Annotated in this window: 15 protein-coding genes, 1 tRNA gene and 3 pseudogenes; 9 read left to right on the top strand and 10 right to left on the bottom strand. The window is 44.3% G+C overall.

Features of this window, described 5'->3' with window-relative positions; translation table 11 throughout:
- On the top strand, positions 1–617 hold a 617-nt coding region (locus OCV81_RS09215), incomplete at its 5' end, for a cytidylate kinase-like family protein (protein ID WP_148329790.1).
- A gap of 170 nt (positions 618–787) precedes the next feature.
- Here the strand turns inward: OCV81_RS09215 and OCV81_RS09210 are convergent.
- Together OCV81_RS09210 and OCV81_RS09205 are read right to left on the bottom strand one after the other, a co-directional pair.
- Positions 788–1267: a DUF3990 domain-containing protein gene (locus tag OCV81_RS09210; RefSeq protein ID WP_148329762.1), complete on the bottom strand. Its 480-nt coding sequence runs from the start codon at positions 1265–1267 to the stop codon at positions 788–790.
- On the bottom strand, positions 1264–1713 hold the full coding sequence (locus tag OCV81_RS09205) for a DUF3791 domain-containing protein (RefSeq protein WP_022355122.1): 450 nt from the start codon (positions 1711–1713) through the stop codon (positions 1264–1266). The genes OCV81_RS09210 and OCV81_RS09205 overlap by 4 nt, the downstream gene beginning before the upstream one ends.
- A 79-nt stretch (positions 1714–1792) precedes the next feature.
- Here OCV81_RS09205 and OCV81_RS09200 point away from each other — a divergent pair.
- Together OCV81_RS09200 and OCV81_RS09195 are read left to right on the top strand one after the other, a co-directional pair.
- Positions 1793–2903: pseudogene (locus tag OCV81_RS09200) on the top strand (mobilization protein).
- A 309-nt stretch (positions 2904–3212) separates the two neighbouring features.
- Positions 3213–5453 (top strand): RagB/SusD family nutrient uptake outer membrane protein, encoded by a 2241-nt coding sequence (locus OCV81_RS09195; protein WP_148329761.1) that lies wholly within the window; start codon positions 3213–3215, stop codon positions 5451–5453.
- An 85-nt stretch (positions 5454–5538) separates the two neighbouring features.
- Here the strand turns inward: OCV81_RS09195 and OCV81_RS09190 are convergent, their stop codons facing one another.
- Positions 5539–6348, bottom strand: coding sequence for a Fic family protein (locus tag OCV81_RS09190; RefSeq protein ID WP_148329760.1), 810 nt, complete (start codon positions 6346–6348; stop codon positions 5539–5541).
- A gap of 172 nt (positions 6349–6520) precedes the next feature.
- Positions 6521–6607: transfer RNA gene (locus OCV81_RS09185), tRNA-Leu, on the bottom strand.
- A gap of 166 nt (positions 6608–6773) precedes the next feature.
- Here OCV81_RS09185 and OCV81_RS09180 point away from each other — a divergent pair.
- Positions 6774–7820, top strand: coding sequence for a mannose-1-phosphate guanylyltransferase (locus OCV81_RS09180; protein ID WP_148329759.1), 1047 nt, complete (start codon positions 6774–6776; stop codon positions 7818–7820).
- A 94-nt stretch (positions 7821–7914) separates the two neighbouring features.
- On the opposite strand, the gene OCV81_RS09175 is transcribed toward OCV81_RS09180, so the two are convergent.
- The 4 genes from OCV81_RS09175 to OCV81_RS09160 form a co-directional block, all read right to left on the bottom strand.
- Positions 7915–10290: a TonB-dependent receptor gene (locus OCV81_RS09175; protein WP_148329758.1), complete on the bottom strand. Its 2376-nt coding sequence runs from the start codon at positions 10288–10290 to the stop codon at positions 7915–7917.
- Positions 10291–10410: 120 nt separating this feature from the next.
- Positions 10411–10818, bottom strand: coding sequence for an HIT family protein (locus OCV81_RS09170; protein WP_022355128.1), 408 nt, complete (start codon positions 10816–10818; stop codon positions 10411–10413).
- 53 nt (positions 10819–10871) lie between these two features.
- Positions 10872–11336 (bottom strand): transcription elongation factor GreA, encoded by a 465-nt coding sequence (gene greA / locus OCV81_RS09165; protein ID WP_022355129.1) that lies wholly within the window; start codon positions 11334–11336, stop codon positions 10872–10874.
- Between the two features lie 288 nt (positions 11337–11624).
- Positions 11625–12770: a TlpA disulfide reductase family protein gene (locus OCV81_RS09160; RefSeq protein WP_148329757.1), complete on the bottom strand. Its 1146-nt coding sequence runs from the start codon at positions 12768–12770 to the stop codon at positions 11625–11627.
- A 251-nt stretch (positions 12771–13021) separates the two neighbouring features.
- Between OCV81_RS09160 and pnp the strand changes: the two genes are divergently transcribed.
- A complete protein-coding gene (gene pnp, locus OCV81_RS09155; protein WP_148329756.1) occupies positions 13022–15214 on the top strand; it encodes a polyribonucleotide nucleotidyltransferase in 2193 nt (730 codons plus the stop codon).
- A gap of 156 nt (positions 15215–15370) precedes the next feature.
- Positions 15371–16543, top strand: a complete 1173-nt coding sequence (locus tag OCV81_RS09150) for an iron-containing alcohol dehydrogenase (protein ID WP_148329755.1) — start codon at positions 15371–15373, stop codon at positions 16541–16543.
- A gap of 72 nt (positions 16544–16615) precedes the next feature.
- On the opposite strand, the gene OCV81_RS09145 is transcribed toward OCV81_RS09150, so the two are convergent.
- Entirely contained in the window at positions 16616–17899 is a 1284-nt protein-coding gene (locus OCV81_RS09145; RefSeq protein WP_148329754.1) for an O-acetylhomoserine aminocarboxypropyltransferase/cysteine synthase family protein, read from the bottom strand.
- A gap of 120 nt (positions 17900–18019) precedes the next feature.
- On the opposite strand from OCV81_RS09145, the gene OCV81_RS09140 reads away from it, so the two are divergent.
- The 3 genes and pseudogenes from OCV81_RS09140 to OCV81_RS09130 all read left to right on the top strand — a co-directional run.
- Positions 18020–18469, top strand: a complete 450-nt coding sequence (locus OCV81_RS09140) for an acyl-CoA thioesterase (RefSeq protein ID WP_148329753.1) — start codon at positions 18020–18022, stop codon at positions 18467–18469.
- A 65-nt stretch (positions 18470–18534) separates the two neighbouring features.
- Complete coding sequence (locus OCV81_RS09135) at positions 18535–18960, top strand: helix-turn-helix domain-containing protein (RefSeq protein WP_262640297.1); 426 nt, start codon at positions 18535–18537, stop codon at positions 18958–18960.
- A gap of 76 nt (positions 18961–19036) precedes the next feature.
- Positions 19037–19915: pseudogene (locus OCV81_RS09130) on the top strand (IS3 family transposase); the annotation flags it as partial.
- 69 nt (positions 19916–19984) lie between these two features.
- Here the strand turns inward: OCV81_RS09130 and OCV81_RS09125 are convergent.
- Positions 19985–21498: pseudogene (locus tag OCV81_RS09125) on the bottom strand (IS1182 family transposase).
- Between the last annotated feature and the right edge of the window lie 270 nt (positions 21499–21768).

Below are 21768 nucleotides of genomic sequence, written 5' to 3'. Positions count from 1 at the left end.
CCGCACCAGCACACTATCCGCCGGTCATTACCATTTCCCGCGAATACGGCAGCGGCGGTCATCAAATCGGTAAAGCACTGGCCAAAGAGCTAGGCATCACCTTCTACGACAAGGAACTGATTACCCTCGTAGCCAAGGAAAGTGGTTTCAGTGAAGAATTCATTTCACAGAACGAACAGAAGATGCCCAGTGCCCTGCTCTACCAGATGATCATGCAGGACTATGAGGCTCCGCTGGACAAGAGTCTGTCGTACGACGACGCCTTGTTCGTGGCACAAAGCCGGGTCATCCGCCGTCTGGCAGCAGAGAAACCGTGTGTCATCGTCGGACGATGCGCCGACTATATCCTGAAAGACCGCCCGCACACCCTCCATATTTTCTTGTTCGGCGACATGAAGTCCAAGACGGAACGCGTCATTTCTGAATATGGCATTTCCGCCGCACAGGCACCAGGCAAGATTACCCAAGTGGACAAGTCCCGGAAAGAACACTATTTCCATTACACCGGCCGGCAATGGGGTGACTCACGGAATTATCATGCCACGTTCAATACCAGCCTGATTTCCACAACCCAAGTGACGGAGGCACTGAAAAGGATTTATGAAGAAGACGTATAAAAAAATGTCTTCACAGGTATTTGTATGGGAAATTTGCCACTTCATTGAATTACCGTAAATTTGTAAGTGAAAAACATACAAAGTACCTATATGAAAGACAGCCAAAGAATACAACCGATAAGTTTTCCCCTCATCCAACGATTACAAACTAAAATAGAGACTTCAAGAGGTTACGCTTCCATTGATTCCACAAATTGTAACAATGAAGCGACACGCTCCGTATGAAAAGAAAGTTGGTTGAACAATTTATGGGTTTTCAGCATCTCAATAGCAGCATCGGCTGTAATCACCCCTTGTTCATAGAGCCGGATTGTAGCATATAACTGATCATTAGCTACAGGGCCCATCACCAGGTCATATTTTTCCACGTCTTTCCCTCGTCGGTTATTGACCACAAATTCCAGCCATTCTTTCGTGGCTCCTGTAAACCGGAGAACAGAAAATTCTCTATCAAAAATATTGTCAGGCACTTCATATACAGAAACTACAGCTTTCTCACTCTGTTCTCTATTCTTTTTCAATAGAGCCCACTTTTGAGCCTGTTCCAAATTGGTCGTCGTATAGAATCCTTTCCCAAAATCCGTAGCTTTACGTCCCTTCTGCACACTCGGGTGCTTTACAATAACCGTAGAACTGTGATATAGTTTCATTTCTTTTTATTGATATAAGTAGTTATAGTATCTATAATATAATCAACGTCTTGAGTATGAAGCATCTCGAAATTGTCAGTCAGAAACTCGAAAACCTGATAATTGGAAAAACGTAACAAAGTTTCTTCTCCACTTAAATGCTGCACTTTTCTATAATTCTCCAAACAAAACAGTTTGAAAAGTAAGATTCGGGTATCATTGTTCTGCATTTTCTTCCGCTTGGCCTTCTCCTTTTCCAGCATTTCATATAACAGCAAGGTACCTGAATACCATAATTTTGTACGCTCATCGAGCAAAGATTTATACAAACTACTTGTATATATGTAATACAAGGCATCTTCAAATGGCAATGATTTTTTCTTCATTACCATATCTACCAAATCACGCATGACAAACGGAAGCATAGACTGGCCAAGACCTTCAGTATGAGTATCAGATATATCCATAAACTACTTTTTGAAACATTACCACAAAACAGGTTTCACGCTGCCCATTTCTGCAAATGTATGGAATCTTCTTTGAAAAATCAAGTCCTGCATCATCGCATCGAACTAGGCTCACAACAGGAGGGCTACCGAGTACATACGCCACATCGGAGAGTCCAAAATCTATGTGGTTCCTGAACGTTCCGCCGATAACGAGCTGTGGATAAATCCAGACTTCGGCAGTCCGGATTTGCGGACATATTATGACAGAAAGTTTTCAGGTCGGGGACAGATGGCTCAAGCCGAACTATCATGCCCATATCGTTTTCGACTGGATGAACCACGAAACCGGAAAGAGCCGAAAGCTCAATGACGATGACATGATGCAGATGCAGACCCTTGCATCCGACATCCTACTGATGGAACGTGGTCAGTCAAAGGCTGTCACGGGTAAGGAGCATCTGGAACGGAACGATTTTATCATTGAGAAGCAGAAAGCCGAACTGCAACGCATGGATGCTGCCAAACGGCACAAAGAAGAACAGATAAATCTTGCCGAGCAGGAACTGAAACAGGTGAAATCAGAAATACGCACTGACAAGCTAAAGAAGACAGCCACCACGGCAGCGACAGCCATAACAAGCGGAGTTGTTTCTCTTTTCGGAAGCGGGAAACTGAAAGAACTGGAACATGCCAACGAAAAACTGCAAGACGAAGTTTCAAAACGGAACACCAAAATTGAAAAATTACAGAGCCAGATATAGCAGATGCAGAAACAGCATGATACGCAAATCCATAATCTCAAGGAAATGCACAGACAGGAACTTGACATGAAGGAAAAGGAACTGTCACGACTTGCCAGAATCATAGACAAGGCTTTCAGGTGGTTCCCGATGTTCAGGGAAATGCTACGCATGGAAAAGTTCTGTGCCATGCTGGGATTCTCTAAAGAAATGACCGAAAGTCTTTTGGTCAAGAAAGAAGCCTTAAAATGTAGTGGTAAAATCTATTCGGATCAGCATAGGCGGAACTTTGATATAAAAGATGATATTTTAAGGGTAGAAAATGACCCTGACGATGAAAGCAGACTGAACCTGACAATAAACAGAAAGCCGATTGCCGACTGGTTCAGGGAACAATGGCACAGGCTTAGATATGGAACAAGAGTGCCGCAACAGGAAGAAAAGAAAAGTAGAGGAATTAAGATGTAACTTGATAGTTTGCGACTCTATATTCCCGATTATCAATTAAATTGTGTATCTTTGCCAATGGATTGAGGAAACTCTTTCCAAGACATGTTAGAATTAGAAGAAGCGTTATGCTAGTCGTGGTGTCGGAAACCTAGGAAATTTCTTAAGACATACAAACGATGATGGCATAGTGGTTCTCACGCTATAGCGTGGGCTGCTATTGTTATATCTGTTTGTATGGGTTTTCCTAGGACCTCCGACACAGGTGAACGATTTGTGGTTCACGCTTCGTGCGTTAGGAATGACAATTAACCAATAAACATAGTTCATATGAACATTAAGCAATGCATCCATTTATTTGCCGCAATCGCATTTTCACTCTCATCTTGTAGCGATGACAGCGGCATGGGAAATGATTTCGAGCCTAAGACGTATAATGTATTAGGCAAAGTAGAAAAAGGTCCATTTGTCAGCGGTTCTACTATTACCATTCAACCGATGGACGGAAATTTACAAGTACTTGGAAGCTTGTATTCAGCTACCATTCAAGACGATTTAGGCAATTTTTCTTTTGGCTCCAAGTTGTTTGAAGCACCCTATGCGGAATTAACGGCTAATGGTTATTTCTTTAACGAGGTAGAAGGTGAGTTATCATCAGGCACATTAAATCTTCGTGCCTTGGTAGATTTATCTGATGAAACTACAGTAAACGTAAACCTGCTTACACATTTGAAGTATCAAAGAATACAGAAACTCATTGCGGAAGGGGTAAAATTCGGAGAAGCCAATAAGCAAGCACAAAAAGAATTGTTTACCGCTTTCGGACTTCAAAAATATGCAGAAAAAGATGCGTCCACATTTTCCATTGCTGGAGGAACAGATGAGTCTGCTGCTTTGATTGCCATATCTTCTCTGCTACTTGTAGATAGAAGCGAAGCTGCCCTGACAGAATATTTGGCAAAATTATGCAGGGAATTTGGCGAAAATGGAAAGTTTGGAAGCAGCACATTACAACAAATCAGTGAAGACAAAAAGTCATTGAGCAATCAACTTTCTTCTGTAAGAGAAAATATCATAGACCGCTATGACGACCTTGGATTAAAAATTGAAGTAAAAGAATTAGGACACTTCATAGATTGGGATGATGACGGACTTGCAGGAAATGAAACATTGCAAGATGGACAAGAAGTCAAATTGGAGACATCGGAACTTAACGTACCCAATGAAGGAGGAACCTATACAATCAACATATCTTCCCCCATTCCGGTATATCTAACGCCGTTAGTTGATAAAGACGATGACGGACCAATAGACAACATTACAGAAGATAACGTTTTCAATGAAATCTATGAACACATAGAAAATGATGGTATTTCTATAGAAAAAAGCATTAACGAAAACAAGTTGACAATTAAAGTTTCCCGACTAAATTCAAGAGCGGATAAATCGACTTCTGTAACCATATATGATTGTCTTGGCAATGTGGTAGGTGAAGTAAAAGTAATCCAAGAAGGAAATGGAAACACTTCAATACCGAAATTAGGACGGACAGGAGAGCAGGTTGTCGCAGGCTTTGCATTACCCATTGCTCGCGGACTTTCTGATTTTAATCTTATTGAGCAATACTACCACTATAATAAAGAAGCGGATTTGGTAAGTCAATACGTTTACCCCAGTTGTGATAATGTAAAAAACATTTGGAGTAATTTTTATAGTGCCAATAGGATGATTATGCTATTTAAAGAAAAGGAAGCTGAACAGCTCGGTGTTTATCAAGACTATCTTAATGTATTCAGCGCAATGCATTATTACTATATGGCAGTGGCTTGGAAAGACGTTCCTTATATAAATTACGTGCTTGATATAAATAACGCATATAATATCAGCAGAACTCCAATACATGATATATTCTCGGACTTAAAAGCCAATTTGGAAAAAGCCATAGATAATCTTGAAGAGAAAAAGAATGAATCGCTTAGTAATGATGCCAATGATTTTTTCTTCTTGTCAAAAGATGTAGCAAGAATATTGCTTGCTAATATTTGTATGTATCAAGGTGAATACAACCAAGCAGAAAAGCTCTTGGGAGAAGTTATCAGCAATGGCTTCTATGAGCTGGATGCTTCCAATTATAACAACAAGGAAACCATTACGAATTTATTTAATAATGGAAGCAGCAAAGAAACCATATTTGCAGCTCATAATGAACCTCAATCACGTGGAAATATTTCGATTGGCACCCCTCCATTAGTTCCCATAATGACTTATACTGATGTAGTTTTGTCTTATGCTGAAAGCCTTTATAAAAATGGTAGGACATTGGAAGCCGAATCACAGTTGCAAAAAGTAATCACAGCTAAACATATTAGCGTAACAGGTGAAAATACTTTGGAGAAGATAAAAGATGCAAGACTACAGTTGATGCTTTATACCAACACAAACTTCGCATTCATGAAAAGAAACAATTTTGCAAAAGAGGTATATGGAATTGAAGAATACAGACTGCTATTACCAATACCGCAACAAGAAATAATTGTTAACCCGTCAATGACACAAAATCCGGGATATTAATAAGAATACGACTTAGACCTAAAAAGTTCCACGATTCGCTATTGAATGGTGGAGCTTTTTATATTAAAAAACAATACGATCACAACTAAAACATAAAACTAAAAATTTTCTTTTGAGAGGTCTTAAATCGCTCAATTTCCAAAGAGAGCGATTTCTTTAATTGACCAGCCATAAAGCCCAAGAAAGGCTGATTTGTTTCTTCTTCCTGTGATTGCTGTAAAGCAGAAATATACTCTTCCCTGTCTTCCTTGAATATCTTGGTCGGAAATAGGTTGTAGCAGAACTGAATATAATTCATCAGCAAGCGAGCAGTTCTTCCGTTACCATCTACCCACGGATGAATAGTCACCAAGTTAAGATGAGCATTGAAACTTAGTTCGTATTGTTCCTGGAATGTTCCCACTGTCTTTTGCTTTTCCTGTAATAAAGCGCAAAGTTCATCTACTTTGGCAGGAACTTTCTGATAACTCATATAAGAACGGCCACCCACACCAGCCGTAACACCGCACAAACGAAATTCTCCTTTGGAAGAATCAAAGGAGCCCCCCATCACATTGTGTATGCTGCCTGTAGTACGCATCAGCGTTGCATTCAATCTTTGCAAAAATGGCGAGGTGATTGGTTCTTTACGCTTGGCCTCCTCTTTGGCTAGTTCGTATGCCTTCTTTAAGTCCTCATTCATCAAGTGATATACCAGCGGCTTTCCTTTGGCAGTCAGCCCCTCATCAAAAAGCATTTGTGCCTCTGCTTCAGTAAGTGTTGAACCCTCAATCGCTGTAGAATGGGCAATAAGAGAATAGAGGTAGTACTTCTCATAGTCCACCGCTTCACTGATACCAAGTTGCCGAAACTTTTGGTATAACTGTTCAATCTCTTGCCAAACATCTTGTTCCATGGACTCTTATTTAATAGGATTTATATCTTTTCAAAGGTAGTATATTTGTATTGCGTAGCCAAAGAAAACAATGACTTACTACCGTATTTTTGTACTTGTGGGGAAAATGAAGGGAAAGTTTCGATAAAATAAAAGAAGCTAAGCATTGATTTCTCAGTTGCTTAGCTTCTTGTGGTACCCAGACCCGGGGTCGAACCGGGATGGATGTTACTCCACTGGTGTTTGAGACCAGCGCGTCTACCGATTCCGCCATCTGGGCATAATTTTCGATTGCGAGTGCAAAGGTACACATCTTTTCCGATATTGCAAGGATTCCCACCGAAAAAAACGAAAAAAAGTTTTCTAACACTATTTAGAATCCTTTTCTGACGTTTCTTGCAAAATAAACTTTATCTTAGCATCAAACTTTAACGCTAGCATCTACCATGGACAGTAAGAATTTTTATTGCATCATCATGGCCGGAGGAACCGGGCGTCGGTTCTGGCCATATAGCCGCAAAGCCTTACCCAAACAATTCCTCGACTTCTTTGGAACTGGGCAGACGCTCTTGCAACAGACTTACGAAAGATACAAGCAAATACTTCCTGCGGAGAATATTTTCATCACTACCAACCAGCATTACAGGGAACTGGTGCTGAACTCGCTCCCCGACTTCAAGGAATCGCAGCTCATCGTAGAGGAAGAACACCGAAATACGGCTCCTGCCATCGCATACGCTTCGTATGTCATCCAGAAAATCAACCCCGACGCAAGTATCGTCGTCGCCCCGTCCGACCACCTGATTCTCAAAATGGATGAGTTCAAACGGGATATCCTGAAATCACTGGAATTTGCTTCCCGCACGGACAAGCTTCTGACATTGGGCATCAAACCCAGCTATCCGGAAACGGGTTACGGCTACATCCAGATTTCTGAAGAAGATAAGGAAGAAGACTTCTATAAAGTCAAAACGTTCGTCGAAAAACCGCTGCGGGAATTTGCGGAAGTGTTCGTACAGAGCAATGAATTTTACTGGAACTCGGGCATCTTTGTATGGCATGTCAATACCATCCTGAAAGCGTTTCATGAAATGATGGCGGATGTGTGTCCGCAAGTGGAATGTGACATACCAAAGTTTAGTACATGTCCGAACAGTTCCATCGACTACAGCATCATGGAAAAGGCGAACAATGTGTACGTGTTATTGTGTGACTTCGGATGGGCGGACATCGGCACGTGGAACTCGCTCTACGATGCCTCACCGAAGGATGAGAACCAAAATGTGACTACACACAGCAACACGTTGTTGTACAACTGCAAGGGAAATATCATCATGACGCCGAAGGACAAACTGGTCGTTGTGCAGGACTTGGAAAACTACCTGATTGCCGAACAGGGGAACGCCTTGCTCATCTGCAAGAAGGACGACCAGAACGCTATCCGGAAGTTCGTCAACGATGCGGAAATGAAATTCGGAGAACAATACTCATAACCCGCAAAAAGCAATCCGTCCATTCAGATAATGAAAACGGTCTGCCGCTTTCCTCGAAGAAAGAAGCAGACCGTTTTCTTATGTCGTCTTATTCTCAATATTCAAAAGTAATACCCAGTGTGGGAAGCAGGGTGCCACTTTCCTGACGGATGGATTTCATGACGTAACGCTGTTCAGCCAACGGAGCGGAAGGGTTTTCAATCTGCCCCGTACTCATCAGGGCATCCGGCCGACGCAGCTTGCTGGCTGTGATGTTCTGGATGTCGAGGTAAAAGCCCAGCATGCATTTCTTCAAATAAAAGGTTTTGTCTACCCGCACATCCAACTGTCCGAACACGGGGAGACGCTCCTGGTTGTAACGGCTGTAGTCGTAATAAGCCCGTCCCTGCACATCCCAAGCTTCCACCAGAGACGATTTTGCCTCATCATAGGGAGTGTACGGAGAACCTCCGATGCAGCTGACTTTGGCACCCAGGCTCCAGTGCTTGGGGAAATTGTAAGTACCGCTCACGTTCAGGATGAAACGGTTGTCCCAGGCGGAAGGCACATAACTGCCTTGCTTGCCGTCCTTGAACTCACTTTTGAAAATAGTCAGCGAAGAAGAAAGGTTCAGTTTCTGTGTCAACAACCATTTGAACATCAGTTCTGCTCCGTAGGAACGTCCCTTGGCTTCGGAAGAAAGGGCTTCGTTGCCAATCGTCCCGTAGTCATTTCCCTTGCACGACAAGGGTATCTGGTCGGACAAAGAGAACAGCATGTTTCCATAGAGTTTGTAGAAACCTTCCACCGAGAACTCCATGTTCTCATTAGGGGTCCAGGACAGCCCCACACTCTCCTGCGACACGGAGATGTAATCCAGGTGTTTGTTCACGTAGTCTCCGGCTTCTCCCTTGAAGCCCAAGGCGGTATAAGAAGGCAGCTGGTAGTACAGCCCCACATGACCGCTCAGAAACAGCCCTTCGGCCAGACGATAAGACACGGACAGACGGGGAGAAAGCTGGCGCCACAGTTCTTTCATCTTGTCGCTGTAATTGTTGCCATCGGTACGCACGCCAATGGAAGCAGTGAAACTTTTGTCGGGAGCCGCATAATCGATGGAAGCAAACAGTCCCCACCGCCAAAGGGAGAGGTCGGTGTGGTAATTGTATTCCCGAAGCGCATCGGCAAATATCTTCCGGTATTCATCGCTTTTGTAGCGGGAATAGTTCAGGTCAAAACCAGCTTTTACCTTCCACACACTCCACGAGGAAGTGTTCTCCATTCGCAATTTGGTTTCCTGTTCCACGGAACCCAGATGCAGCGTCAGATTGTCCTCACTGCTTTCATCGTTGTTACGGTATTTAATGTTCCGGTTGTTCAGATAGCTCTGACTCAGCACGATGGTCTGCACGTGTATAGGGGTATAATGCCGGTACACCCCGCCTACGGTATAGGTTTCCTGCTCTATCTTGGGAAGGTAACTGAGCATGTATTCGGCATCTTCTCCTTCAATACCCAAGTTCAGTTTCATGCGGTCAAGACCTCCCAGTCCGAGCAAAGTCAGTTCATTGTGACTGTCGAAACGAGTTTTCAGTTTGAAGGAAGCATCAGTATACGCAGGCAAGAAAGGCAGTCCCAACACCTTGAACAGAGCCTGCAAGTAGGACTGGCGGACCGACACCAGATAGGAGGTCTTTTTGCCCAAGTGCCCGTTGGAACTCAAAGAAACTTCCGAAGCGCCCAAAGTGGCTTTCAGGGAGTTCCGCTCCATGTCGCCATCGCGCAGACTGAAATCCAACACACTGCTCAGGGCATTGCCCCTGTCGGCCGGGAAGGCCCCGCTGTAAAACTTCACACTACGAATCAGGTCGGCATCAATCAGTCCGACCGGCCCGCCGGAAGCTCCCTGGGTACTGAAATGATTGATGTTCGGAATTTCCACTCCATCCAGATAGAAACGGTTTTCCGAAGGCCCACCGCCTCGCACAATCAAATCGTTACGGTAACCGATGGGAGAAAAAGCCACTCCCGGATAATTCTGCACCACCTTTGAGATGTCGCGGTTGGCACCCGGAGCCTTCTCTATCTCCTGCAAACCAATGACCCGCAGGCTGACCGGACTCTCCACCACTTTCTGAAATGGAGAAGCAGTGACCACCACTTCATTCAGGGAGGTGTTTTCTTCCTCCAGCTCAATCTGCACATAGGGAGTGACATGGTTCACACGGTATTCGGGAGTCAGTGCCGTTTTATACCCCAGAAACGAGGCCTGCAGGCGATAGATGCCCGGAGGCACCTGCGTAATGGTAAAGTTTCCATTGCTGTCGGTCGAAGCGCCGATGCCCAACCCCACCACCAGCACGTTCACAAACTCCAGCGGTTGGCGAGTGGATTTGTCAATCACGGTTCCTTTTATCTGGTATTCAACGGCAAACACTTTCAGCACAAAACACAAGAAAAGGATAAAGGGAGCAATTCGTTTGTAAAACATAGGCACACAGTATTTCGATAAAAAAATCAGGTGCGGCTTCCAGAAATCTCAGTTTTCTGGAAACCACACCTGAAAAATACGAAGAATACTTTATATTTAAGGTATTTTTTTAGAAGAAAATTATTTGCTTTCAGCTTTCCAAGCTTCGTTGATGGCTTTGGCTATTGCGGTAAACTCTTCTTGAGAAAGTTGCAGCTTGGGATTGGAGAACAGCATATCCGATTCCTTCTGGATAGGAATCAAATGAATGTGTGCATGGGGAACTTCCAGGCCGATGACCGCTTCACCCACCTTCTTGCACGGGAAAGCCTTCTGAATGGCCAGTGCCACATGTTTGGCAAACACATGCATCTGAGCCAGTTCGTCATCACTCAGGTCGTAAATGTAATCCACTTCCCGTTTGGGCACTACCAGCGTATGTCCTTTTACCAGCGGATTGATATCCAAGAAAGCATAAAACTTGTCATTCTCAGCCACCTTGTAGCTGGGAATCTCACCTGCAATGATTTTACTGAATATTGTTGCCATATTGATAGAATATTAAATAAGGCAAGCCCGCCGGAGCAGACCTGCCTTACAAATTAAAATGATATACCTGTAATCTCCAATGAGATTTTTCCCTGCGGGATAGTGATTTCTGCCACTTCGCCCACTTTCTTGCCCAGCAAACCCTGTGCAATCGGCGTATTGACGGAAATCTTGCCTTGCTTCAGATTGGCTTCGCTTTCGGATACGATGGTATAAGCCATCTTCATGCCGGTCTTCACGTTCTTCAATTCCACACGGCTCAAAATCTGTACCGTATCGGTTTTCAATTTGGATGTATCAATAATCTTGGCATCGCCGATGGTTGCCTTCAACTGGTTGATCTTCATCTCCAGCATACCTTGAGCTTCTTTTGCCGCATCGTATTCTGCATTTTCCGACAAGTCACCCTTGTCACGAGCCTCCGCAATGGCAGCGACAATCTTCGGGCGCTCCACTGATTCCAGGTGTTTCAATTCGGCCACCAGCTTCTGATAGCCTTCTTCTGACATGTAAGCCATAATTTTTCTCCTTAAATATTTTCGTTATTAATTGATTTGTTTCGATAAAAGTAAAGGGCTGTCCAAAATAAAAACCGCCTATCACAAAAGTAAAGTCATTCTGAACGAAGAGCGAACCCCAGATGAATAGATAAACAAACGGATTCTTCACTTTGTTCAGAATGACAATCTGACAATTCAATTTTTATTTTGATACAGCCTCTCTTGCACAGAGTCTTATATCTTGGGGGCAAAGATAAATCTTTTTATGATACCAGTCAAGTTTATCAATGCATGCTTTTCAACATGTTACAACAATTTCTTGATGGCTTCTTCCATATTGGTCTTCTCATCAATACGCAAGGTCAGCTCGTTGTTGCGGTTTACCAAGAAAGCTGTCGGCAACTGCGTCACTCCATACAGACTTAAGTAAGTGGAATAGGTACTTTGCGGGTCACGCACACAAATCCACGGCAGGTTGTCGGCCGCAGTTTTCCAGAAATGTTCGTCCGCATCCAGGGAAATCTGATAAATCTCCAACCCTTGTGAAGCGTATTTATCATACAGTTCGCGCAATGCCAGATTGCGGGCTCCCGAAACGGCGGAAGCATACGCTGTGAAATCCACCAGCACCACTTTTCCCTTCAAGTCGGTCAGATGATGGATTTTCCCTTTCAAATCCTTCAATTCAATATCGATGATAGAAGTCTCCTTAATCTTATCCACAGGAATATCGACATTCTGCACCTGAGGTGTGCGGGTATTCTTCATCCCCTTGATGACCATATTGTAAAGGTTACGGGAACGGTCAGCATGAGGATACATATTATTCAGACTGGTAGCCACTGCCGCAAAGCATTTCACATCTTCCTTGTTGGTCAGCGGATCGAATATCATATACCCGTTCAGTTCCTGAAACAGGGCAAAATAGGCATACGCTTTATTGGGTTCTGCAAAAATATAATTACGCTTTACATTATTCTTATAGGCATTGACCAATGATACCAAACTATCCTGTGCGATGCCTGCCGGCAGTCCGGAACGTCCCAGCTTGTTTACCTTATCCTGCAAATCTGCCTGCAGTAAAACCAGTTCCTTAATCTTCTGGTTGTTTTCCGAACCTTCCACCTGATAGGCTGTAGCAAATCCATTGGCATCTGCATTCACCTTTACCGTTTCCGTAGAATCGACCACAAAATTAATTACCTGGTTACCCAAACGAAGCCGATAGAAATCCGGCGCATCCGGCCGAGCCTCGGAAAAATGGAACGACCCACCGTCACCCAGTTTGACAGAATCAAGCGCCACAATTCCTTCCAGACCAGTTTGTTCCAGATACAACATTTTATCAGCCGCACCGGCCACGGTTCCTTCTACCTTGAAAGAAGGTTCATTGTTGCAGGCCACCAACCCCGCCGACAACAATGCTACAAACAGATAAGTATTTTTTTTCATACCTGATTATTTTCTTTTTTATCTCACACTCAAATGTAAATTCAAGGTGCAAAGATACGGCTTTTCACGATGCCACAAAGTTTTTAAAAGATAAATCCAATATCAAACCCCTGAAATTAGAAGTTTTTGTCACAAATAATTGGATAAAAAGCACTTCACCCTGAAACTTTTAGCTAAATACCTGCTTTTATCCACAATAAAACACTATCTTTGTACGCTTTTTTAGATGAAATAATATTAAATCAATTTTTATGATCAATCCTATTGTTAAGACGATCGAGCTGAATGATGGAAGAACCATCACACTCGAAACGGGAAAGCTGGCAAAACAGGCAGATGGTGCTGTTATGCTACGCATGGGTAACACCATGTTGCTGGCTACTGTTTGTGCAGCAAAAGATGCAGTTCCCGGTACAGATTTTATGCCTCTCCAGGTAGAGTACAGAGAAAAATATTCCGCATTCGGACGTTTCCCGGGTGGCTTTACCAAACGTGAAGGAAAGGCTTCAGATTACGAAATCCTCACTTGCCGTCTGGTAGACCGCGCGTTGCGTCCTCTGTTCCCGGACAACTATCATGCTGAAGTTTACGTAAATATCATACTTTATTCTGCCGACGGCGTGGATATGCCGGACGCACTGGCCGGTCTGGCCGCTTCTGCCGCACTGGCTGTTTCTGACATTCCGTTCGGAGGTCCGATTTCAGAAGTACGTGTAGCCCGTATCGACGGACAGTTTGTCATCGACCCGACTTTCGAAGCTTTGAAACGTGCCGATATGGACATCATGGTAGCCGCTACTTATGAAAACATCATGATGGTAGAAGGTGAAATGAAAGAAGTTTCTGAACAGGACTTGCTGGAAGCCATGAAGTTCGCTCATGAAGCTATCAAGGTTCACTGCAAGGCGCAGATGGAACTGATGGAAGAAGTCGGCAAGACCGTAAAACGTGAATACTGCCACGAAGAAAACGACGAAGACCTGCGTAAGGCCGTACATGATGCCTGCTACGCAAAAGCATACGCCATCGCAGAATCCGGCAACAAGAACAAGCACGAAAGAGAAGATGCTTTCACTGCTATCTGCGACGAATTCAAGGCTCAGTTCACTGAAGAAGAACTGGAAGAAAAGGGTCCGATGATTGACCGTTACTACCACGATGTAGAAAAAGAAGCGATGCGTCGTTGCATCCTTGATGAAGGCAAACGTCTGGATGGTCGTGCCACTACCGACATCCGTCCTATCTGGTGTGAAACCAGCCCGCTGCCGGGTCCTCACGGATCAGCTATCTTCACCCGTGGTGAAACTCAATCTTTGAGTACAGTCACACTGGGTACCAAGATGGACGAAAAGATTGTAGACGATGTACTCGACCAGCACAAGGAACGCTTCCTGTTGCACTACAACTTCCCACCGTTCTCTACAGGAGAAGCAAAGGCACAGCGTGGTGTAGGCCGTCGTGAAATCGGTCACGGTCATCTGGCATGGCGCGCATTGAAAGGACAGATTCCTGCTGACTATCCTTACTGCGTACGTGTGGTTTCTGATATTCTGGAATCTAACGGTTCATCTTCTATGGCTACGGTTTGTGCCGGAACACTGGCTTTGATGGATGCAGGTGTACCTATCAATAAGCCGGTTTCAGGTATTGCGATGGGATTGATCAAGAACGCCGGAGAAGATAAATACGCTATCTTGTCAGATATCCTGGGAGACGAAGACCACCTGGGTGATATGGACTTCAAGGTAACAGGTACTCGCGACGGTATCACTGCCACACAGATGGATATCAAGTGCGACGGACTGACTTACGATATTCTGGAAAAAGCCTTGCTGCAGGCAAAACAGGGACGTGAATACATCCTTGGCAAACTGACTGAATGCATCGCTGAACCGCGTCCTGAACTGAAACCGCATGCACCACGCATCGAAACGATGACCATTCCGAAAGAATTCATCGGTGCGGTAATCGGTCCGGGCGGAAAGATTATCCAGGGTATGCAGGAAGAAACCGGTGCTACTATCACGATTGAAGAAGTAGACGGTGTAGGCCGCATCGAAATCGCCGGTACCAACAAGAAGTGCATCGATGATGCATTGCGCATGATCAAAGCTATCGTAGCAGTTCCGGAAGTAGGCGAAGTATATACTGGTAAGGTTCGTTCTATCATGCCTTACGGTGCTTTCGTTGAATTCCTCCCGGGAAAAGACGGTCTGCTGCACATCTCTGAAATCGACTGGAAGCGCTTTGAAACCATCGAAGAAACCGGTTTGAAAGAAGGAGACGAAATCGAAGTGAAACTGTTGGACATCGATCCGAAGACAGGCAAGTTCAAACTGTCACACAAAGCATTGCTTCCGAAACCGGAAGGTATGACAGAGAACCACCCGAAACGGGAACGTCGTCCTCAGCAGAACCACAAGGACCACAAAGACAAAGAATAATCCGCTTTAAGCGTACTTTTCATAAAAGGCTGCCATGAGGCAGCCTTTTTTTATACCCCCTACCTCATAATATAAAAGCGATTTTTAACACACCTCCTCATCCATTCTGCTTTTATTTTCGTATTTTTGGGTAAACGAACTTTAAACGGTTATATTATGAACGCAAATCCTGTATTCAGTCTATACATTCCGACCAAGATTTTGTTCGGATGTGGCGAGTTAAGAAAGTTAGCGACAGAAAAACTACCAGGTAAAAAAGCCCTGATTGTCATCTCCTGTGGTACTTCCATGAAGAAATACGGCTACCTAAACAAGGTTATCGAACTGTTACAAGAAAACAACACGGAATCGGTCGTATTCGACAAGATTCTGCCCAACCCGATAAAGGCACACGTGATGGAAGCCGCTTCCATCTGCCGCACAGAAAAATGTGACTTCGTTGTCGGCTTAGGAGGAGGCAGCAGCATCGACTCTGCCAAGGCCATTGCCATCATGGCTTGCAACGAAGGCGATTACTGGGATTACATTCCGGCAGGTACCGGAAAAGGACGTCCCGTCACCAAAGCTCTGCCAGTAGTTGCCATCCCGACCACAGCCGGTACCGGCACGGAAGCCGACCCGTGGAGCGTCATCACCAACGAGGAAGTGAAGGAAAAAATCGGCTTCGGCAGTCCGCTGACCTTCCCGGCTCTTTCCATAATCGACCCTGAACTGATGGTTTCCATTCCGCCTCATCTCACCGCCTACCAGGGATTTGATGCCTTCTTCCATGCAGCAGAAGGTTTCCTGGCCAACTGTGCCACTCCTATCAGCGACCTGTATGCCCTCGAAGCCATCCGCTTGCTGTATAAATACCTGCCGGTAGCCGTGAAAGACGGACGTAACCTGAAAGCACGTGCCAAAGTGGCCTGGGCCAGTACCTTGGCTGGCTTGGTAGAATCCACTTCCTGCTGTATTTCCGAACACTCCATGGAACATGCCATGAGTGCCTTCTATCCGGAACTGCCGCACGGAGCCGGACTGATTGCCATCAGTGAGGCCTACTTTGAGACGTTCCGCAACGACAGCATGAAACGTTACATGAAGATGGCCGAAATCATGACTCAGCAGAAGAGCAACCGACCCAGCGACTTCATCGATGCACTCGTCCGCATGCAAAAGGAATGTAACGTATATCAGTTGAAACTGAGCGACTGGGGCGTAAAACCGGAGGACTTCCCCAAAATGGTACAGAACGCCCGCGACACCATGGGCTCACTCTTCACCCTCGATCCGCATCCGATGACCGACGAAGAGGTGCTTCAGATTTACCAGAAATCTTACAGATAATCGCCCGTATATGCACAAAAAAGGAGGACATTCAAAATGCCCTCCTTTTTTATTTCTTCCGATTGATATCGATTAAATCTGTTCCATCGCCTGTTCCAGGTCGGCAATGATGTCGTTCACATTTTCAATACCGACAGAAAGACGAATCAAGTCGGGAGCTACTCCCGCTTCAATCAGCTGTTCATCTGTCAGCTGACGGTGTGTATGACTCGCCGGATGCAAGACGCAGGTACGGGCATCGGCCACGTGTGTCACGATGCAAGCCAGTTTCAGATGGTCCATGAACTTAATGGCGTCTTCACGTGTGCCATGGAGTCCAAAAGCAATCACACCACAAGAACCGTTCGGCATGTATTTCTGTGCCAGTTCATAATACTTGTTGCTCTTCAAGCCGCAATAGTGTACCCATTTCACCTTCGGGTTAGCTTCCAGCCACTCTGCCACTTTTTGTGCATTCTCACAGTGACGCGGCATACGCAAGTGCAAAGTCTCCAACCCCAGGTTCAACAGGAAGGCATTTTCCGGTGACTGGATAGAACCCAAGTCACGCATCAGCTGGGCAGTAGCCTTGGTCATATAAGCCATTTTTCCGAATGCCTTCGTATAAGTCAGTCCATGATAGGACTCATCCGGCTGCGTCAGTCCCGGGAACTTATCGGCATGTGCTTCCCAGTCGAAGTTACCACTGTCTACCACGGCTCCTCCCACACAAGTGGCATGTCCGTCCATGTATTTTGTCGTAGAATGAGTCACGATATCGGCTCCCCATTCAAACGGACGGCAGTTAATCGGAGTGGCAAACGTGTTGTCCACAATCAAAGGTACCCCGTGTTTGTGAGCGATACGGGTAAACTTCTCAATGTCCAGCACATTGATGCTCGGATTGGAAATGGTTTCACCGAACAAACACTTGGTGTTCGGACGGAAAGCCTTGTCAATCTCTTCCTCGGGTGCATCGGCATCGATGAAAGTACATTCAATGCCCAGTTTCTTCATGGTCACGGCAAACAGATTGAAAGTACCGCCGTAGATAGTAGACGAACAAACAAAATGGTCGCCCGCCTCACAGATGTTGAATACGGCATAGAAATTGGCAGCCTGACCGGAAGAAGTCAGCATGGCGCCTACCCCCCCTTCGAGGGCTGCAATCTTCGAAGCCACCGCATCGTTGGTCGGGTTCTGCAAACGAGTATAAAAATAACCACTGTCTTCCAAATCGAAAAGGCGAGCCATCTGCTCACTGGTATCATACTTGAAGGTAGTGCTCTGGTAAATAGGCAATACACGGGGTTCTCCTTTCTTCGGAGTCCATCCTGCCTGCACACAAAGTGTCTCTTTGCTGAATTTCTGTTTCATCTTATGTTATATTTTTTATCCACAATTCATTATGACGGACAAAAGTAAGAAATATTCCACCATTGATAGCAGATTTATGAAAAAAAGATGTACATTTGAGAAAAACTTAAAAACATTACTATGAACGCAGAAATCAAATTCAAACACGAAGTCCCCGTACAAATCCGTTTCAGCGATGTTGACCAGTACGGTCACATGAACAACTCGGTTTATTTCTCCTTGTACGACTTTGCAAAGACCTCCTATTTCCGTGATGTCTTTGGACAAGATGAATGCAAAAAATTCAATGTGGTAGTGGTCAATATCAATGCGGATTTTCTGGCTCCCGTCTTCTTTTCCGACGACCTTATCATCGAAACTACCGTCATCCATCTAGGGCATAAAAGTTTCACCATGCTACAACGGGCCTTCAACAAAGCCAGTGGCGTATTGAAATGCCAGTGCCGCACCGTATTGGTAGGCTACGACATCCTAACCAAAGAACCCGTAGAAATTCCTCTGGCCTACAAACAGGCCATCTGTGACTACGAAGGAAAAAGTTTAAACGAATTATCGGAACTCTTAAAATAAAAAGAGGGTGTGTCAAAATGTACTGCACCCCAAAAGTTAGACACAAAACTTTTGGGGTGTTTTTTATGAAGTACAGTTACGAACAAAGGCTTATTATCGTTAGCCGGGTAAAACAAGGAGAGTTAATAGCTAATTTGTCAAAGGAGTATCATATCAATAAGACTCAGATATTGGCATGGGTGAGAATGTGGGACAAATATGGTCGTTCTGGACTAGAGCAACAACCACATTGTCGTCCTACGGTTAAATTAAAGGAAGAAGTAGTACGTTTAATATTGGAAAAAGGTGTACCTTTATCCCATGTAAGAATAGAATACAGAATTGGTAAGACGGCTCTACAACGCTGGGTCAGTACAGTACGCAAGTATGGTTACGAAGCTCTTGCGCCGTGCAAACGCCAAGGAAGAGCATTAAAAGAACCTATGGACGTCCAAAGAAGAAAGAACCGCAAACGGAACTTGAGAGGCTTCAGGCTGAAAATCTCCGCCTGAGGGCAGAGAACGCGCTGCTAAAAAAAGCGAAGGCCTTAGTCGAGGCAAAGAAGGCCCAAGCACTTCTGAATGGGCGCGAACCATCGACGAACTAAGGTTGGATTATCCTCTTGACTTGTTATTGAAGTTAAGAAAGATGGCTCGTTCTGTGTTCTATTATCATCTGAAACGCCTTAAAACGATTGATAAGTATTCCAATGAAAAGGAATCAATCAAACTAATTTTTCATGAGCATAAGGGACGATATGGGTATCGGCGTGTAACAGCGGAGATGCATAACCGTGGCTTTATGCTAAACCATAAGACCATCCAGAGGCTTATGGGTGACTTAGGGCTTAAAAGCAAAATACGCATGGTACGATACCGCTCATACAAAGGTGAGGTTGGCAAGATAGCCCCGAACATAATAGACAGGGATTTTACGGCAGAAGCCCCCAACCGCAAATGGGCGACAGATGTAACACAGATAAAAATCGGTTCTGTCAAACTTTATCTTTCCCCGATATTGGATATGTTCAACGGTGAGATCATATCATACAACATCTCCCGAAAACCGGATATGGAACAGATATACGATATGTTGGATAAAGCGTTCACAAGGTTTGACAGTCTTGACGGACTTATACTCCATTCTGATCAAGGATGGCAATACCAACACTACGGCTACCGTAAACGTCTTGAAGAACATCATATAGTACAAAGCATGTCTCGTAAGGGTAACTGCCTTGACAATGCTATGGCAGAAAATTTCTTTGGAATTATGAAGTCTGAATTACTGTATACCGAGAATTTTGAATCTCCTGAAGCCTTTATAAAGGCTTTGGATAAATATATTGAATATTATAACAATAAAAGAATCAAAGCCCGGTTAAATGGAAAGAGGCTGTCTCAAAATGAACTTGAGATAGCCTCTGTTGTTTCATTCCGTATTGAAGTCCTTTGGATTTTTCTTTAAAGATTAATTTATAAGCTTACTTTTGAAGATTTCACCTTCTCAAACTGTTTTTTTGTTACCATAAGCCTCCTAAGAGGCTACTTTAGCAAGATTATGTGCTATTGCCAGCAGGCCAAACTCAATTTCAACCTTCTTAAGTCCACGAAGATGGAACCTCTTGAAGTGTTTGTTGTTCTTGAGGTTTCCAAATACAGCTTCTACATCCTGTGGTCGCTGACTGCGATATTTCAGACCTTCATCAGAAAGTAGTTTTTCACGTTCTCTTTCCTTGATTTTTCTCAGACGGTGATTTACCTGTACAATCCTTTCCGAGCTACTTTTATGGCACCGGCATCTTAACGGGCAACCCTTGCAGTTGCGTGCCCTGTATCTTGATATTGTCTGCACAAAACCGTTGTCTGTTACCCGCCTTACATCGGAGAGTCTTTCCATTCTCTGCCCCATAGGACAGTACATACCATCATTTTCCTCATTATAATAAAAGTTGGCAGACAGAAACGGGTCGTTTCTGAAGTTCCTTTTCTGTTCCTTATGAAAATAATTGTACTTAATGAAAGTTTCAATGCCATGTCTGAAAGCATACAGATAGTTCTCTTCACTTCCCCGTATCCTGCATCACAGACAGATACGTCAGGGTATCTGCCGTAAAGGGAATGGAAATCATCCATATGCAGAGGATAGGTGGAGGTATCTCCCACACACTGATGGAGAGTATAGTTCAGAATGAATTGTTTATTGGTACTGATTTGGGAGTTATATCCAGGTTTTAGTTGTCCGTTCTTCATATGGTCCTCTTTCATGCGCATGAAAGTTGCATCGTTGTCTGTCTTTGAGTAGCTGTTGCGTCCGTCAAGTATCTTTCCCTGTGATTCATATTTCCTGAGCTGTTCAGGCCAAGACTTCCTTACACGCCTAACCTTCGCTTTCATTTTTCTGTCCGCGCCCACTCCATTCAGGGCATCATCTATCTGCCCGAGTGCCTTTTCCACTTTCTCCGGGGTGATATCCTGGTATGTGACCGGAGCTGAATCACGCAGTTCCTGCTTGGTGACAGACTCGGCGTACTGCCATATCTCCTCCAGTTGTTCAGCTATTCTGGATATGCGGGTATGTATGGACTTGCCCCATACAAATGTATAACGGTTGGCGTTAGCCTCCATTTTAGTTCCGTCGGTACAGGCTACATCAAGACTTACAAAACCTTCTACCACGAGGAACTTTACAATAGTAGCGAAAACGGTCTTCAGTACATCCTTCAGACGACTACTGCGAAAACGGTTGATGGTATTATGGTCAGGAGTCACATTGCCGGTAAGCCACATGAAGCGTATGTCATTGCGACAGAAATCTTCGATGCGACGGCTGGAATAGATGTTACGCAAATAAGCATAGACAAGAATCTGAAGCATCATACGTGGATGGTATGCAGAACAGCCTTTAGGAGAATACCTGCGGTAAAGTTCTTCAAGGTTTATCTGTTCAATGATACGGTGAACAACCCGGACCGGATCGTTCTGGGGAATAAAATCGCCTAAACATGGAGGTAAAAGCAGATTATCGTTGGATGTGTAACTTTTAAACATTATCTTTGGGATATCTAAACTTGATTCCCTAAGATACAAAAAATTAGGGAAACGGGCAAGTTCTGGCTTAGCGAAGTTAGGACTTGCCCGATTTTTTTTGCGGACACAAAAAAAGGCCATCTCAAAGTATTTTGAGACAGCCTCTTTCTATTACGGGATAATTTTTGGGGTCACTTCAAAATGATGCATCCTCTTTTTCGTTATATAATCATCGTTTTGCCATTTTTCATAGAGTATGATTTATGTTTTTCCTATGTCCATGCCTTTTGG

The sequence above is a fragment of the Phocaeicola fibrisolvens genome (assembly GCF_025567125.1).
Lineage (GTDB): Bacteria > Bacteroidota > Bacteroidia > Bacteroidales > Bacteroidaceae > Phocaeicola > Phocaeicola fibrisolvens.
Note: the sequence above shows the minus strand (reverse complement) of the source record. Positions and strands in the feature narration are given on the sequence as shown.